This window comes from Streptomyces sp. NPDC005492 (assembly GCF_040605995.1).
Lineage (GTDB): Bacteria > Actinomycetota > Actinomycetes > Streptomycetales > Streptomycetaceae > Streptomyces.
The window spans coordinates 180630-195187 of sequence record NZ_JBEXDX010000002.1 but is presented as its reverse complement, the minus strand read 5'-3'; the positions used below and the strand labels follow the sequence as shown (position 1 = coordinate 195187).

15 protein-coding genes and 1 tRNA gene are annotated in these 14558 nt (G+C 68.7%); 12 read left to right on the top strand and 4 right to left on the bottom strand.

Annotation, left to right across the window (positions count from 1 at the left end; translation table 11 throughout):
• Positions 1 to 3: 3 nt before the first annotated feature.
• The 4 genes from ABZT04_RS03690 (at position 4) to ABZT04_RS03675 (ending at position 3714) form a co-directional block, all read left to right on the top strand.
• Positions 4 to 450: a hypothetical protein gene (locus tag ABZT04_RS03690; RefSeq protein WP_356052533.1), complete on the top strand. Its 447-nt coding sequence runs from the start codon at positions 4 to 6 to the stop codon at positions 448 to 450.
• Between the two features lie 51 nt (positions 451 to 501).
• Positions 502 to 912 carry a hypothetical protein gene (locus ABZT04_RS03685; protein ID WP_356052531.1) on the top strand — a complete coding sequence of 137 codons (411 nt, stop codon included), beginning with the start codon at positions 502 to 504 and terminating at the stop codon, positions 910 to 912.
• 195 nt (positions 913 to 1107) lie between these two features.
• The gene (locus tag ABZT04_RS03680; RefSeq protein WP_356052529.1) at positions 1108 to 2601 is read left to right on the top strand and encodes an FG-GAP and VCBS repeat-containing protein; all 1494 of its coding nucleotides are present in this window, start codon (positions 1108 to 1110) and stop codon (positions 2599 to 2601) included.
• 93 nt (positions 2602 to 2694) lie between these two features.
• A complete protein-coding gene (locus ABZT04_RS03675) occupies positions 2695 to 3714 on the top strand; it encodes a Yip1 family protein (RefSeq protein ID WP_356052527.1) in 1020 nt (339 codons plus the stop codon).
• 122 nt (positions 3715 to 3836) lie between these two features.
• Here ABZT04_RS03675 and ABZT04_RS03670 read toward each other — a convergent pair whose 3' ends face one another.
• On the bottom strand, positions 3837 to 4334 hold the full coding sequence (locus ABZT04_RS03670) for a hypothetical protein (RefSeq protein ID WP_356052524.1): 498 nt from the start codon (positions 4332 to 4334) through the stop codon (positions 3837 to 3839).
• Between the two features lie 595 nt (positions 4335 to 4929).
• On the opposite strand from ABZT04_RS03670, the gene ABZT04_RS03665 reads away from it, so the two are divergent.
• The 3 genes from ABZT04_RS03665 to ABZT04_RS03655 all read left to right on the top strand — a co-directional run bounded on the left by ABZT04_RS03665 (position 4930) and on the right by ABZT04_RS03655 (position 6918).
• Positions 4930 to 5334: a DUF6221 family protein gene (locus ABZT04_RS03665; protein ID WP_356052522.1), complete on the top strand. Its 405-nt coding sequence runs from the start codon at positions 4930 to 4932 to the stop codon at positions 5332 to 5334.
• A 250-nt stretch (positions 5335 to 5584) separates the two neighbouring features.
• The gene (locus ABZT04_RS03660) at positions 5585 to 6196 is read left to right on the top strand and encodes a hypothetical protein (RefSeq protein ID WP_356052520.1); all 612 of its coding nucleotides are present in this window, start codon (positions 5585 to 5587) and stop codon (positions 6194 to 6196) included.
• Positions 6197 to 6372: 176 nt separating this feature from the next.
• The gene (locus ABZT04_RS03655; RefSeq protein WP_356052518.1) at positions 6373 to 6918 is read left to right on the top strand and encodes a hypothetical protein; all 546 of its coding nucleotides are present in this window, start codon (positions 6373 to 6375) and stop codon (positions 6916 to 6918) included.
• 53 nt (positions 6919 to 6971) lie between these two features.
• Here ABZT04_RS03655 and ABZT04_RS03650 read toward each other — a convergent pair whose 3' ends face one another.
• Together ABZT04_RS03650 and dcd are read right to left on the bottom strand one after the other, a co-directional pair.
• Positions 6972 to 7487 carry a phosphoribosyltransferase gene (locus ABZT04_RS03650; protein WP_356052515.1) on the bottom strand — a complete coding sequence of 172 codons (516 nt, stop codon included), beginning with the start codon at positions 7485 to 7487 and terminating at the stop codon, positions 6972 to 6974.
• Between the two features lie 2 nt (positions 7488 to 7489).
• Entirely contained in the window at positions 7490 to 8065 is a 576-nt protein-coding gene (gene dcd / locus ABZT04_RS03645; RefSeq protein WP_266770151.1) for a dCTP deaminase, read from the bottom strand.
• 522 nt (positions 8066 to 8587) lie between these two features.
• Between dcd and ABZT04_RS03640 the strand changes: the two genes are divergently transcribed.
• A tRNA-Gly gene (locus tag ABZT04_RS03640) sits at positions 8588 to 8661 on the top strand.
• A 70-nt stretch (positions 8662 to 8731) separates the two neighbouring features.
• Positions 8732 to 9175, top strand: a complete 444-nt coding sequence (locus ABZT04_RS03635) for a hypothetical protein (protein ID WP_356053047.1) — start codon at positions 8732 to 8734, stop codon at positions 9173 to 9175.
• Here the strand turns inward: ABZT04_RS03635 and ABZT04_RS03630 are convergent.
• A complete protein-coding gene (locus tag ABZT04_RS03630) occupies positions 9120 to 9998 on the bottom strand; it encodes an alpha/beta hydrolase (RefSeq protein WP_356052512.1) in 879 nt (292 codons plus the stop codon). The genes ABZT04_RS03635 and ABZT04_RS03630 overlap by 56 nt on opposite strands.
• 772 nt (positions 9999 to 10770) lie before the next feature.
• On the opposite strand from ABZT04_RS03630, the gene ABZT04_RS03625 reads away from it, so the two are divergent.
• The 3 genes from ABZT04_RS03625 (at position 10771) to ABZT04_RS03615 (ending at position 14539) form a co-directional block, all read left to right on the top strand.
• Complete coding sequence (locus ABZT04_RS03625) at positions 10771 to 12270, top strand: MFS transporter (RefSeq protein WP_356052509.1); 1500 nt, start codon at positions 10771 to 10773, stop codon at positions 12268 to 12270.
• 337 nt (positions 12271 to 12607) lie between these two features.
• Positions 12608 to 13177, top strand: coding sequence for a TetR/AcrR family transcriptional regulator (locus ABZT04_RS03620; RefSeq protein WP_356052507.1), 570 nt, complete (start codon positions 12608 to 12610; stop codon positions 13175 to 13177).
• Positions 13178 to 14158: 981 nt separating this feature from the next.
• Entirely contained in the window at positions 14159 to 14539 is a 381-nt protein-coding gene (locus ABZT04_RS03615) for a hypothetical protein (protein WP_356052505.1), read from the top strand.
• The last annotated feature ends 19 nt before the right edge of the window (positions 14540 to 14558 follow it).

Sequence of the window (14558 nt, the reverse complement as noted above, 5' to 3'; positions counted from 1 at the left end):
CCCGTGAAGTCGCTGCTCGCCGCCGTGAAGTCGTTCGCCGCCGTGAAGTCGTTCGCCGCCGTGAAGTCGTTCGCCGCCAACCTGCTGCTGTGGTCGTTGTTCGCCGCAGGCCTCGCCGCGAGCTCCGCCTCCGGCGCGGTCCTCGACGGTACGGCGAAGACCGCGGCCACCTTCACCGGCATCGCCGTCTCCCTCGTCACCGGCTCGCGCATCGCCAAGAAGCCGAAGATCAAGGCCTTCCTGTCGAAGACGTCCACGCTGTGGTTCCTGTTCCTCTTCAACGGCGGTGTCGCCGCCTTCGCCTACCTGACCATGGACGGCGCGAAGGGCATCGCGACCGCCGCCGGCATGGGCCTGGTCTCGCTGGGCGCCGCGGGCGGCCTGCTCGGCAACCGCCGTGCCAAGTCGGCGGCCACCAAGTCCCCCGCCGTGAGCGAGCCCTGGGCCTGACCGATCGAGCGACCCACGCGCCACCCCACCATCGACTTGAAGGGCACGCCCATGACCACGAACCGCCGCCGTACGGCCACCCTGACCGTGACCGTCGCCGCCCTGGCCCTGACCACCGGCCTCCTCACGGCCTGCGACCCCACGGACACCTCCGACGCCTCCAACTCCCTGAACTGCCTGAAGAGTTGGACCACGATCACCGACAGCCTCCAGGAGATCCACGACACCGGCGCGGCCGCGGCCAAGGACCCGACCAAGAGCGACGAGGCCATCAGCACGCTCGAGAAGAACCTGGACAAGATCGGCTCCGACTCGGACGACAGCAAGGTCGACAAGGCGGTCGACGACCTCGACAAGGCGATCTCCGACTACAACAAGTCGATCCTGAACGGCGATACGAACCCCGACTCCAGCAAGATCGACGCGGCGGCGGACAGGCTGAAGAACGTCTGCACCTCGTAGGGAAGCCGTAGGGGCAGGCGGGATGCGCCGGCGAAGAACCACCGGCGTCCCGTACAACCCTTACGCCCCACCAGGGGTCTCCTGATCGCCAACCGCCCGTGTCTCCCAGGACAACACCAGGCAAACACGGACGGTCCGCACCCCATCGACGCGGATGCCCGCCGGCATCCCCCGCATGCCGCAGGAGAACCCCGCATGCACCAGAAGCACCACCTGCGACTCGCCCTCGCGACGGCCGCCGCGGCCGCGCTCACGGGCGGTCTGCTCACGCTCTCGGCGACGACGGCCACCGCCGCCGACTCGTTCAGGGTCGCGAAGGCCGACTTCAACGGCGACGGGATCGGCGACGTCGTGACCTCCGCCGCCGGCGCCTACGTCAGCGGCCACGCGGACGCCGGCCAGATAGTCGCCCTCTACGGCAGCAGGACCACCGGCGTGACCTCGGCCAAGCGCTCGGTCCTCAGCCAGAACTCCGGCACTGTGCCCGGCACCGCCGAGGCCGGCGACGAATTCGGCGGCGCGACGGCCTACGCCGACTTCAACGGCGACGGATACGACGACCTCGCCGTGGCCTCACCGGAGGAGAAGGTTGGCACCGACACCGACGGCGGCGCCCTCGCGATCCTGTGGGGCTCGGCGAGCGGCCTCACCGGCAAGGCGAGCGACGTACCGGACCCGGCCGTCTCCTCGCACGACAACTGGGGCCTGTCCCTGGCCGCCGGGGACTTCGACGGCGACGGCAAGGCCGACCTGGCCGTCGGCAACTCCTCCGCCACGCTCTACGTCTACAAGGGCGGCTTCAGCAACTCCACCGGCCAGCCCGGCGGCCGTTACACCATCAAGCCCCCGATCGCGCCCGGCTCGGCCGGCTTCCCGTACGGCCCAGAGCAGCTCACCGCCGGTGACGTGAACGGCGACGGTCGCACCGACCTGGTGGTCGACGGCTTCGAGACGCAGACGGAGAACGGCTGGAACACCAACTACTGGGTGCCCGGCACCGCGAGCGGTCTGAGCGTCGCGGGCGTCAAGACCCTGAAGCCGGGCATCGTCACCGGTATCGGCGACATCAACGGCGACGGCTACGGCGACATCGTCACCGGCGTCGGCTGGGACGCCACCACCAGCGACGGCCAGACCATCCCCGACGCCGCGAACGGCGGCAAGGTCAGCATCACCTACGGCTCCGCGTCCGGCCCCGCCTCGACCGTCGGCATCACCCAGAACACCGGGAGCGTGCCGGGCAGTTCGGAGAAGGGCGACGCCTTCGGCTGGGACCTGGACCTGGGCGACGTCAACGGTGACGGCTACCAGGACCTGGTGGTCTCCACCCCGAACGAGGACCTCGGCTCCGTCACCAACGCGGGCATGGTCACCGTCATGTACGGCTCCGCGAGCGGCGTCAACACCTCCACCGGCCTCCAGTCCTTCGAGCAGAACACGACGGGCGTCCCCGGCACCAGCGAGAAGAGCGACCTGTTCGGCGCCGACGTGAAGCTGGACGACGTCAACGGCGACGGAAAGGCCGACCTGGTCGTCGGCTCGTACGAGGACGGCGGCGACGGAGCGGTGACCTACCTGCCGTCCACCGGCACGAAGATCGGTACGACCGGTTCCCGCGCCCTCTCCGTGACCTCGGTCGGCGTCTCCACCTCGGGCACCGCGCAGTTCGGCGCCCTCTTCGCCGACTAGGACCCGCGAGGGAGAGAGAAAAGAAGGCAGCAGACCAGCTCCCTGTGGCCCCCTGAGAATCCCCTTAATGGATCCTCAGGGGGCCCTTAGGGGATGTCACAGCTCGGCAGCAAAGCCCCTTCCGAAACCCCCGGCCCGGCACGTGACTCTCCGGAACCAGGTACGTTCGATGACGTGGCTGGATTCAGGATCGGACGCGGCGGCCGGGACGGCAGGGCCCCGCAAGCGCGCCCTCAACAACCTCCGTACGGACAGCAGGCGCCCCCGGCGCCGCAGAGACAGCCGTACGGCTACCCCGCGGCCCCGCCGCAGCCGTACCCGCAGCAGCAGCCGCCGCAGTACGGCCGCCAGTGGTCCCAGGGGAACGCGGGCAACGGCGGCGGCTACGGCGACGAGCCGGAGTACTTCGGCGACGCCGGCGGACACGGCCAGGGTGGTCACCCGGGCACCGCGGACCCGTACGCGGCGAACAACCCGGGCAACACCCAGGCGTTCTCCGTGGGCGAGGACCCGTACACCCAGGGCGGTACCTACCGCGCGGGCTCGGCCCAGGCGCCGACGGGTCCGGTCGGCCCCCGCCTGCACTGGAAGGACCTGCTCAGGGGCATCGTCCTCGCCCCCCAGCAGACCTTCCTCCAGATGCGGGACTACACGATGTGGGCCCCCGCCCTGATCGTGACGTTCCTCTACGGCCTGCTCGCCGTCTTCGGCTTCGACGGTGCCCGCCAGGACGCGATCAACGCCACACTGGCGAACGCGGTCCCGATCGTCCTGATCACGGCGGTGGCACTGGTGCTGTCGTCCTTCGTCCTGGGCGTGGTCACCCACACCCTGGCCCGCCAGTTGGGCGGCGACGGAGCCTGGCAGCCCACGGTCGGCCTCTCCATGCTGATCATGTCCATCACGGACGCTCCCCGCCTGGTCTTCGCCATGTTCTTCGGCGGCGACGCGACCTTCGTCCAGGCCCTCGGCTGGGCCACCTGGGTAGCGGCCGGAGCCCTCCTCACCATGATGGTCAGCCGCTCCCACGACCTCCCCTGGCCCAAGGCCCTGGGCGCCTCGGCGATCCAACTGATCGCCCTGCTGTCGATCGTGAAGCTGGGCACCTTCTAGGGGCTTCTCCGCTACGACAGGCTTCTCCGCTACGACGGCTTACGACCGACGGCGGTGGGCTCCCGGTTCCGCACCGGGAGCCCACCGCCTTCGCAGAAAACCACAGCCCCGCTCGGGCGTGTTCACGATGAGGCCGGATAGCGGTACTGACCCACCTCAGGATCCGGTGGCCCGTCCATGCCCAGGTCTCTGCGCATGGCTTCCCGAAGATGAGCGTTCTCCCTCCAGAGGTCGGCTCTCACTCGAAGGTAGGAGTCGCTTCGGACATCCGGGTCCTCGACGAGCCCGTCCCGCATGCGAATCAGTGCATCACAGGCGCTCACCGCCAGTTGAATGATCTCGGCCGAGGCGGTGAGCGACAGGCTCTGTCTCAGCCTCCAGACGCCCGAGTTGTCCAGGGCCCGATAGAGATCACCGTAGAGTCGTTCGCCGGTCGGGCGGTCAGGTTTGAGAACGACCATCCGCATCTCGGAGTGCGCACGGCTGAGTGCCATGAGGAAGTCGGAGTAGACCGACCTCCGTGTCTGCGCACCCTCCCGCTCCAGGTCACGACGTGAGCGGATGCGCTCGGCGATCAGTGCGGAACCCACCCCGACGACGGCGCCGGCCAGCGTGCTCACCGGAGATATCCAGTCCACTCAGGTGTGTTACCCACATGACCGATATCCGCTAACACGGGCCGACGGCCGCACACCCGAGACGCGACTGTCGCGGTGCTCGGGGCGGGGGTTGAGCCCGCTTCGCAGGCTGTTTGCGGGGCGGGGGGACGCGTCCAGCCAACCGACCGGTATGGCGGTAGCAGCACATGTCTGGCCCAGTCACTCGGTTCTTGCACAACGTCCCGTCGTCGGTCTGCGCACGGCACCGATACACCATGCCGGAAGTGTGAGGACACGCCAAGAAGCCGGACAAGCATGCCTATTTGGCCAACAAGGGCCTACGTCCTCCTTCGGGCTCACCACCCCAACGAGAAGGGATGGATCGCTCACGGCCGTCTCATTTTCCGTCTCGTTCAGGCCCGTTCACGGGCGTTCAGGGGAGACCTGAAGCCGTCCCCGCGTGGGCGACCGGCCGCACACGAACCCAGGTGAACGCTCCCGAAGAACACCCGCCACCCAACCAACACAGTTGGAAAGCGTGTTGGTCCAACGATCGGAGATGAGCGACGGGCATAAAGCAAGTGCCGACGCAGGCCCCATGGTTGAGGATGCCGCCATGACCAACGATCTGGTTGCGTTCCTCAAGGCGCGCCTGGACGAAGACGCCGACCTGGCCCGGCGCTGTGACGGGGCCGGATTCTCCGCGGAGTGGATCGCGCACAGAGCCGCAGTCGACTTCGGCCGAGGTGATCCCACCAGCTTCCACACTGCGATCGCGCAGCACGTGGCCCTGCACGCCCCTGCCCGCGTGCTGCGCGAAGTCGAGGCCAAGCGGCACGTGCTGAACCGGCATACGCTCAGTCCGGCCGAAGGCGACCCCGAGCGACCTTGGGACGACCGTGACGACTGCCAGTTCGACGGCGACCTCTGGCCCTGCGACGACCTACTCGATCTCGCCCTGCCCTACCAGAAGCACCCCAACTTTCCCGAGCGCTACAAGCCGAACCGGGTAGCCGAGTGACCGCACCACAGGCGCACCGGATAAGGCGGGGAACAGCGGGGAACCACGCTGAAGACAACCGAGCCCGTCGAAGTCGTACTTCCGGCGTTCGCCCAGGTCAACGCCAAGGCCTGCCCGTAGTGGACTCGGGCAGAATGCGAGTGTGTCCGTTGATGCCATCGACGCCGTGAACTGGTCCGCGATATCCAACCCGACGGGTGACCAGTGCGACGACCCAGAGCGCGTAGCCCACGCACTGCGGCGGCTGACGGTGTCCACCACCGCCAACGAGACGGGTGACGCAGCATCCCTCCTCGCCGGTGGCGGCTTCGTCTGTGACCACGCCGGCATGGTGTTCCCGGCCGCGTACGCGGCCACCCCGATCCTGCTCAATCTCGTCGAGCACGGCCAACGGCCGCGCATCAAAGACGCAGCCCTCGGCCTCCTGTTCGACGCGCTGTGCGCCTTGCCGCCCGCCGGCCACAACCGAGTGGACACCGCCCACGGAACAAACGTCCCACTCTGCTGCGCGATAGCGCGGCGCATCCGCAGCCGTCGCGCTGTCCTTCGCGCCCACGGACGCTACGGCAGGCAACTCATCGCAGAAGCAGAGCTTCACTGGCGGCTGACCATCGAGGAGACGGAGCTCCAACTCGACGGCACTCTCACAGCCATCGCCGTCCTCGAAGGCACACCGCTCCCGCCGCCGGCTGAGGCCGAACTGCACGTGCCGCCCTTCATGCAACCTGCTGTGACGGTACGTATCGACGCCCTGACGGCCGACTCGTCCGGCGCCGCGTGCATCCAACTCACGCAAACACCGTCCGGGATCATCCCGGGATCCACCCTCTACCCAGCTGAATGCGGCCTCCGCGAGCACTGACCGCAGCGCCACCCACTCTCTGCACATTCGCACCACAACCGCGACCAGATCGAGCGGGGAACCACAGTCAGTCACGGACACGACGCGGGTGGGATTTGGACCCGCGGTCACAACGTGGGGGAGGGAATCCGGAAATCGATTGTTCCTACGGCATGTCCATGCGAAAAGGTGTGGGCATGATGCGACCCGCGCGTGCGCTGCTCCCCCTCCTCCTGCTGCCAGTTCTCCTCACAGGATGCGACGCGGACAAGAACGGCGGAGCGACCGCCGACAGCGCCGACCTCGACGCCGCCGCGCATGTCTGGGGCGTCGCGCCGGAACTCGTCTATGTCACCAAGGTCTCCGGCTACACCGTGTTCAAGGAGTCGGCCGGCGAGTACGAGGACGAGTTCGTTGTCGCGTACCGGTCCGACGAGGGCACCACCAAGTTCGGCCTCTTCGCAGGTCACGGCACCATGACAGCGCAGAGCTGCCCCAAGCAGCCACTGGGCGAGGTGTCGGACAAGCGGGTCACCTGCGAGCACGACGGCGACGCCTGGTACCGCAAAGCAGGTGCCAGCCACGAATACGCGGTGTCCATCGACGCCGTGGTGGTTCATCTGATCGCGGACGCGGACAAGGTCGACCGCGCCGTTCTGCGCAAGGCGGCCGAGGCCGTCCACCGCCCGGACGACACCGACTTGGCCGCCCTCCTGCCGACCACCAACAGCCTGGGCACTTGAGAGGCCACCGCGACATCAACCGCCGGTAAATCTTCGGTTGGCAGGCCAGCAGGTCAGAGTGCTTCTCGTGACGGCGTGACCTGCTCGCCCGACTTACGTACTACAGGCAACACACTCCACGGGAAGTTGATCCAGTCGTCGGTCCGCTTCCACACGTACTCGCACTTCACCAGCGACTGCGACTTCTCGTAGACGACCGCGCTGCGCACCTCGGCGACGGCGTCGAGGCAGAAGTCGCGGACCAGTTTGAGGGTCTTGCCGGTGTCGGCGACGTCGTCGGTGATCAGGACCTTCTTGTCGGAGAAGTCGATGACGTTCGGGACGGGCGCGAGCATGACCGGCATGTCGAGGGTGGTGCCGACGCCTGTGTAGAACTCGACGTTCACGAGGCTGATGTTCTTGCAGTCCAGGGCGTAGGCCAGGCCGCCGGCGACGAACACCCCGCCGCGCGCGATGCTGAGGACGATGTCGGGCTCGTAGCCGTCGTCGGCGATGGTCTGCGCGAGTTCGCGCACGGCGACGCCGAACCCTTCGTAGGTCAGGTTCTCCCGCACGCCCGTGTCCCCCATGCTCACACCTGCGTCCGGTGGAAGTTGAGGAAGGAGCGGGAGGCGGTCGGGCCGCGCTGGCCCTGGTAGCGGGAGCCGTAGCGCTCGCTGCCGTACGGGAACTCGGCCGGCGAGCTGAGCCGGAACATGCAGAGTTGGCCGATCTTCATGCCCGGCCAGAGCTTGATGGGGAGCGTCGCGAGATTCGACAGCTCCAGCGTGACGTGCCCGGAGAAGCCGGGGTCGATGAAGCCGGCGGTGGAGTGCGTGACGAGCCCGAGCCGGCCGAGGGAGGACTTCCCCTCCAGGCGCGAGGCGAGATCGTCGGGGAGGGAGACGACCTCGTAAGTCGAGGCGAGCACGAACTCACCGGGGTGGAGGATGAACGGCTCGTCGCCCTCCGGTTCCACCAGCCGCGTCAGATCCGCCTGCTCGACGGAGGGGTCGATGTGAGGGTAGCGGTGGTTCTCGAACACCCGGAAGTAGCGGTCGAGGCGCACGTCGACACTGGACGGCTGCACCATGGATTCGTCGTAGGGATCGATCCGGACCCGCCCGGCGTCGATCTCGGCCCGGATGTCCTTGTCTGAGAGAAGCACGCCCCGAGGATACGCAAGACGCGCGGACCGACCACCATCGGACGGACCCGCGCGCCTGCGACTACTCCGGTACCGCTGCTTCTTCGGCCTCTACCGCTTCTCCAAGGTCACCGGCACCGCGCTGCGGAGCCGGGCACACCGTGGACACCGGACGAGCCGTCCGGGACCGAGCCGCTCGGCCTGCTGCATCGGGAACGAAGCGGTGCTGAACACGTGCCCATCGGCACAACGGACGACGGTGCGCTCCATCAAGTCCATGAGTCCCTTCCCCAAGAGCCGCGTCCGGCTGCTGCTCGCCGGACACCAAATGCCACATTACGGGATGAAAGGAACGACTCTCCAGGCGGCACTCCGGTCCCACCCGGACCCTCTCCCACGCCTCCACCGTACGCCCCAACTCCGGCCCCCCGCAGCCCCGTCCGCCCTCCGAAACGCGACCGGGCCCCCATGGCATCAGCACCGGGGACCCGACATGCGGTAGAGTGACGGAGCGTTCCGACACCGGTTCAACCGGCGTCTTGCGCGGGTGTAGTTTAGTGGTAGAACATCAGCTTCCCAAGCTGAGAGTGCGAGTTCGATTCTCGTCACCCGCTCCATATGAAACCCCCAGGTCGATGACCCGGGGTTTCTTGTTATCCAGACCAATTTGAGGGTGGCGTGCCCTTGGTGTGGCCTGAGCCGTGGCCGGACGGCCTCCCTGGGCCCGTCGGCCGGCAGCAGTTGTCGAGGTCCACCTCCAGCGGCAGGGAGGCACCTGATGTCCGTGCGCACCACGCTGCGCCACGCGCCCTCGGCGCCCCGATCGGCCCGGTCCTCTACGACAGCCCCAGCGAACGCCTCTACTACGCCATCCAGACCGGCGGCGCCGAGAGCAGCGGGGACGGCCTGCCGGTACGGCATCTGTGCAGCAACTCCTGGCTCGTGGCACCGGGCCCGGAGCTGATGGACGACTGGTTCGGCGGCTGGTGCGAACTCCCCGACGACGACACTCTCACCGACCCGGACCCCGACGCCTTGCGCGCCGCGCTCCTCCTCGGGTCGGCGCTCCCGGGGGTCAGGCCACCGCGTTCAACAGGTCGGCCAGCACGTCGGGCCTCTCCAGGGCGATGAAGTGGCCCGCTCCCTGCACCTGGGTGAAGTCGGCGGCCGGCATCAGTCGCTGGTTGGCCTGCCGATCCGAGGGGCGGGACCAGTCGTTCTCGCCGTAGACGAGGTGGACGGGGGCTTTGACCTCGGGGTAGCGCGGGCGGGCTGCGATGAGGCTGGGCAGGGCCTGGTACACGCCCCGGGCGACGGTCGGGTAGCCGGGGCGGGCGCCCACCTGGAGGAGCTCATCCACGTAGTCCGTCCGCAGGGCGCTCTTGTCGCCGAGGCCGCCCTGAAGGATCTTGCGGAGGACGGGCTTGGGCTCTACCCCGGCGATCACCGGGCCCACTACGGGGGCGAGGACACCGGTGACCACCACGCGGGCGAGGAGGCTGGAGCGGGCGATTCCGCCGCGGAAGTCGTAGGCGTTCACCGCGACGACGCGCCGGACGCGCTCCGGCAACTCGGCAGCGGTGGTCAGGGCGAGCACCGCACCCATGGACTCCCCCACCAACGTCACGTCGTGGAGGTCGAGTTCGGTCAGGAGCCGCTCGACGCCCGCGCGCATGGCCGGCTCTTCGTACGAGGCGCCGGGCACGATCTGGGAGTAGCCCATCCCCGGCAGATCGAGGGCGTACACCGTGTACCGGTCCGCGATCAGCGGGATGAGGTGGCGGAAGTGCTCCGCCTGGGTGCGCACGGTGTGCAGCAGGACCAGCGGGGCACCGGTACCCGCCTTGAGGTACCGCAGCGTTCCCTCGCGGCCGTCAAGGCCCGCGCGCGGGGTGATGGTGTGACTGGTGGTACCCGGAATGTGGATCGTGGGACGTGACTCTTGGCTGGGCATCTCGCCGACTCCTGGTGTGTGAGGGGGATTACCAAAACGGTCACGACTCTCACCGGAGAATGAGAAACCGATCGGTTTCCAGCAGGCTAAACCGATCGGTTTCCCGGCGCAAGCCCAGCAGGTTCCCGGTCCGACCGTGCCGTAGAGCCACTCCGGGACGATGCCGGTCGCGAGGTGGAGCCGGAGGACTGGAGAGGTCACCTCGCAGCGTGGACGTCGAGCCGGGTGCACCGTCGATGCACGCGCGGCACTGCGGGCCGCCGGGCACGGCCACCTTCAGGTCGCGGATCGCCACGGCCGCCGCGGAGAACGGGACCCGTGTCGGGTGGCGGACTCCCCGTGACACGAACATCAGCAGCGCGCACTCACGGCCAGGCGGCCGACGTCCTGCGGCCCGGCCCGCCGCGGTTGCCGTGCCATAGACGGCCTTCAGTGGCGGCAGCACCCGGCCCGGGCGCGTCCAGAGTGTCGCCGTAGACGGCCGACCCACCGGCCAAGCACGGCCGGGCGTCCCGCTGTCTTGGCGGTACGGCACACGTTGCCGGCTCCGATATGGACGCTCCGTCGACCGAACGGCCGTGCCGCGACGCCGAGCGATCAGTCGCCTGCCGAGGCGGCGCCATCGGCCTGCGCGGGCTTCGACCCTGTCGGGTCACTCCCGGGCCAGAAGCGATCCGTTGACTTGCGCCTAGGAAACCGATCTGTTTTCCTGGGTGGAAACAGATCGGTTTCCGACCAGTGGTCGGCCCATGACCAGCGACTAAGGGGAAACGTGAGTACCACCTTCGACCGCGGGGCGCCCGCCTCCGGGAAAACAGACTCGGGCCGCCGCGGCTCACATGCCGTGCGCTGGTTGGTGCTCGTCGTGCTGGGCGTGGCGCAGCTCATGGTCACGCTCGATGCGACCGTCGTGAACATCGCGCTGCCACAGGCGCAGCATGACCTCGGTTTCAGCGACGGCAGCCGGCAGTGGGTCATCACGGGTTACGCCCTGGCGTTCGGCAGCCTGCTGCTGCTCGGGGGCCGACTCGGTGACCTGTTCGGCCGGCGTACGACCTTCGTGACCGGCCTGATCGGTTTCGCGGCCGCATCCGTCGTCGGCGGCGCGGCCGGCAGCTTCGAGATCCTCGTCGCGGCCCGCGTGGCCCAGGGGCTGTTCGCCGCGCTGCTCGCGCCCGCGGCGCTGTCACTGCTCAGCGTGACCTTCACCGACCCGGCGGAAAGGCCGAAGGCGTTCGGCATCTTCAGTGCGTTGTCCGGTGCGGGCGCCGCGGTCGGACTCCTGCTCGGCGGCATGCTCACCGAGTGGGCGTCATGGCGCTGGGTGATGTACGTGAACGTCGTCTTCGCGGGCGTCGCACTGGTCGGTGCGCTGCTGTTGCTGGCCAAGCCCGTGGTCACCGAACGACCCAAGATCGACATTCCCGGCACCGTCGTGGTGAGCGCCGCGCTGTTCGGCATCGTCTACGGATTCGCGCACGTCGAGTCCACCAGTTGGACCGACCCGGTCGCCCTCGGCTCCATGATCAGCGGCGTGGTGCTGCTCGCGGTATTCGTCTGGCTGGAGCTCAGGGTCGCGCATCCGCTGCTGCCGCTGCGAGTCGTGCTGGACCGGACCCGAGGCGGTTCGTTCCTGGCCGTGTTCGTCCTGGGCATGGGGATGTTCTCGATCTTCCTGTTCCTGACCTATTACCTGGAGGCCAGCATCGGCTACTCGCCGATCGAGGCCGGTCTGTCCTTCCTGCCGATGGTCGGCGGCATCGTCGCCTCTTCGACCACGGTGCCTTCGCTGCTGCTGCCCAAGATCGGCCCGAAGGCCGTGGTCAGCGCCGGCTTCCTGGTCTCCGCATCCGGCATGGCCCTGCTGACCCGGCTCACGCTGGACAGCACCTACGTCGCGCACATCATGCCGGGCATGATCCTGCTGGGCCTCGGCATCGGTGCGGTGATGACCACCGCGTTCCAGGGTGCGACCGCAGGCGTGCACCACGAGGACGCGGGCGTCGCCTCGGCGCTGATCAACACCAGCCAGCAAGTGGGCGGCTCGATCAGCACGGCACTGCTGACCACCGTTGCCTCATCCGCCGCGACCGACTACCTGTCCTCGCACAAGCCCGGCGCGCTGACCGTGGCCCAAGCCGGGGTCGAGAGCTACACGGCCACCCTGGCGTGGGGCGCCGGGATCTTCGTGGTCGGTGCGGTGCTCACGGCGTTCCTGATGCCGAATGCGGCTCTGGCACCGTCGGAGGGCGAGCCTGTGATCGCCCACTGAGCCTGTCCACCGTGGCGAGAAATGTCCTGCGCTCCGATCATCACCGGTGGAGGCACGCACGATGCGGGCTGAACTTCCGAGGCCGGTGGACACGCCGGCCCTCGGAGGTGCCCCCGGGGGGAAGCCACAGCAGCTCAGAGCAGCGGCAGGCGAGCGATGCCGGGCGCACCGGGCGCGGCAAGGAGGGTGAGCGCACCAATTCCGCAGACCGCGATGGGGGTGCCGACGCCCGGACGCCACCCCCATCAAGGCGTCGCCCGGCCTCTACCGCTTCCTCGCGGCATTCACCGTAAACCGATCGGTTTCCAATAGGCCGGAATCGAGTTAACCTCGCAATATGACCACCGAAACAATGCCAAGCTCCCGAGAGCGACTGCTGGAGGCAGCGGCCACGCTCACCTACCGAGACGGCGTCAACATCGGCGTCGACGCGCTGTGCAAGGCGGCGGGGGTGTCCAAGCGCTCCATGTACAAGCTGTTCGAGAGCAAAGGCGAACTGCTGGCGGCAAGCCTGGAGGAACGCACCTCCGCCTACGTGACGGCCCTCCTTCCCGCGGCGGACGACAACCGTCCACCCCGCGAGCGGATCCTGCACGTCTTCGAACGGGCGGAGACACAGGCGGGTGCACCCGACTTCCAGGGCTGCCGGTACCTCGTCGTGCAGATCGAGCTCAAGGACCCGGGCCACCCCGCGAGCCGGGTGGCCCATCGGGTCAAGGAGAACCTGACAGCCTTCTTCCGCGCCGAGGCCGAACAGGGCGGGGCGAGCGACCCGGACCTGCTGGCCCGTCAGCTGATCCTGGTCTTCGACGGCGCCAGCGCCCGTGCGGGAATCAAAGCCGACACGCAGGCAGGGCTCATCGTCCCCACCGTGACCACCCTGCTCGATGCGGCGGACATGCGCTGACGTATCGCGTGACGAGCGGCTGCAGTGAGCGATGCGCTCGACGAACAGCCGCGGCGAGCGACGCGCTCGACGAGTCGCAGCCGACTCCCGGCGACCGAGCAACTCCCATGGGCCCCCATGCCCGTTGCCAGCCGGGGGCCAGCACCTCGGCCCGACTCGCGGCCCGACTCGCGGCCTGACTCTCCGGCTGAGTCCTGATCGCCTGACGATCGATCACCGACGCCCGCGAGGAACCTGACCGACAGCCCGAAGGAGAGGCTCGCCGCTAGGGCTTGCGTGCGAAAACCGATCGGTTCAGGGTAGGTGGAAACTGATCGGTTTCGTCGCCGTCGAGGCGAGCCCCGAATCCCGAATCCCGAATCCCGAATCCCGAATCCCCAAGAGCATTGGATGGCCGCCGCACGCGACGCAGAGGGGCAACCGACGGCCCCGCCTCTCAGGCTTCCGGCGAAGCTGGCCGCCCACCTATCAGTGCAGGCAGTGCTCGCCCGGCGCAGGGCCGGTGACGTGGTGCGCCCGCCGAAGGTGATCGACGCGGCCTGGCTGCGCGAGCTGTGCCTGACGGCCGGCGCCGACGACGCGGCCGCGGTCAGCCTGGACCACCCCGACCTGGCCGGTGAACGCGAGTACGCCCAGTCCGCACTGCCCGGTACCCGCACCCTGATCGCGATGGCGGTCCGGATGAACCGCGACAACTGCCGCTCCCCCGCCCGCAGCGTGGCCAACAGGAGTTCCACCAGACCGACGAACAGGCCAACCACGCCGCCCGCAAGGTCACCCAGGCACTCCAGGACGCCGGATACCGGGCCCTCAACCCGTCGGTCGGCTTCCCCCAGGAGATGGACCGCTTCCCCCGCGAGCGGATCTGGGTGGTGGCACACAAGACCGTCGCGGTGGCCGCCGGGCTCGGCGTGACGACGCCAGACTCGGCTACACCGAACTGGCCGCCATGACGGGCATGAGCGAGCACACCGCCCGCCGATGGCTCCAGCGCATGCTGCGCGAGGCGAGATCACCCTCCGCTGCGACCTGGCCCGCCCCCTCGCGGGACTGCCTACGGCGATGATCTACGGCGCCTCGGTCCCGCACTCCCGGCGCGAGGCGACCGGCAACGACCTGGCCCGTGTGAAACAGGTGCGCACGTGTGTCTCCGTGAGCGGCCCGCACAGCCTGCTCGTCATGGTGTGGCTCCACGGGCTCGCCGCCGTCGACCCGTTCGAGGCGCTGCTCGCCGACCGCTTCCCGGAGCTGGAGGTGCGGGACCGTACCGTGGTGCTCCACTCCGCCAAGCGCATGGACCGGCTCCTCGACCTTCAGGGCCGGTCCGCGGGCCGCGTGCCCTTCGCACTGCCGCCGCCGTGATCAGCGGAGCGGGCACGGC

What these genes read in the sequence shown, in the direction of transcription:
- ABZT04_RS03650 (WP_356052515.1), bottom strand. Translation starts at nt 7,487, where the DNA reads ATGGGGGACACGGGCGTGCGGGAGAACCTGACCTACGAAGGGTTCGGC.
- ABZT04_RS03665 (WP_356052522.1), top strand. Translation starts at nt 4,930, where the DNA reads ATGACCAACGATCTGGTTGCGTTCCTCAAGGCGCGCCTGGACGAAGAC.
- ABZT04_RS03630 (WP_356052512.1), bottom strand. Translation starts at nt 9,998, where the DNA reads ATGCCCAGCCAAGAGTCACGTCCCACGATCCACATTCCGGGTACCACC.
- ABZT04_RS03685 (WP_356052531.1), top strand. Translation starts at nt 502, where the DNA reads ATGACCACGAACCGCCGCCGTACGGCCACCCTGACCGTGACCGTCGCC.
- ABZT04_RS03615 (WP_356052505.1), top strand. Translation starts at nt 14,159, where the DNA reads ATGGCTCCAGCGCATGCTGCGCGAGGCGAGATCACCCTCCGCTGCGAC.
- ABZT04_RS03680 (WP_356052529.1), top strand. Translation starts at nt 1,108, where the DNA reads ATGCACCAGAAGCACCACCTGCGACTCGCCCTCGCGACGGCCGCCGCG.
- ABZT04_RS03620 (WP_356052507.1), top strand. Translation starts at nt 12,608, where the DNA reads ATGACCACCGAAACAATGCCAAGCTCCCGAGAGCGACTGCTGGAGGCA.
- ABZT04_RS03675 (WP_356052527.1), top strand. Translation starts at nt 2,695, where the DNA reads ATGTCACAGCTCGGCAGCAAAGCCCCTTCCGAAACCCCCGGCCCGGCA.
- ABZT04_RS03655 (WP_356052518.1), top strand. Translation starts at nt 6,373, where the DNA reads ATGATGCGACCCGCGCGTGCGCTGCTCCCCCTCCTCCTGCTGCCAGTT.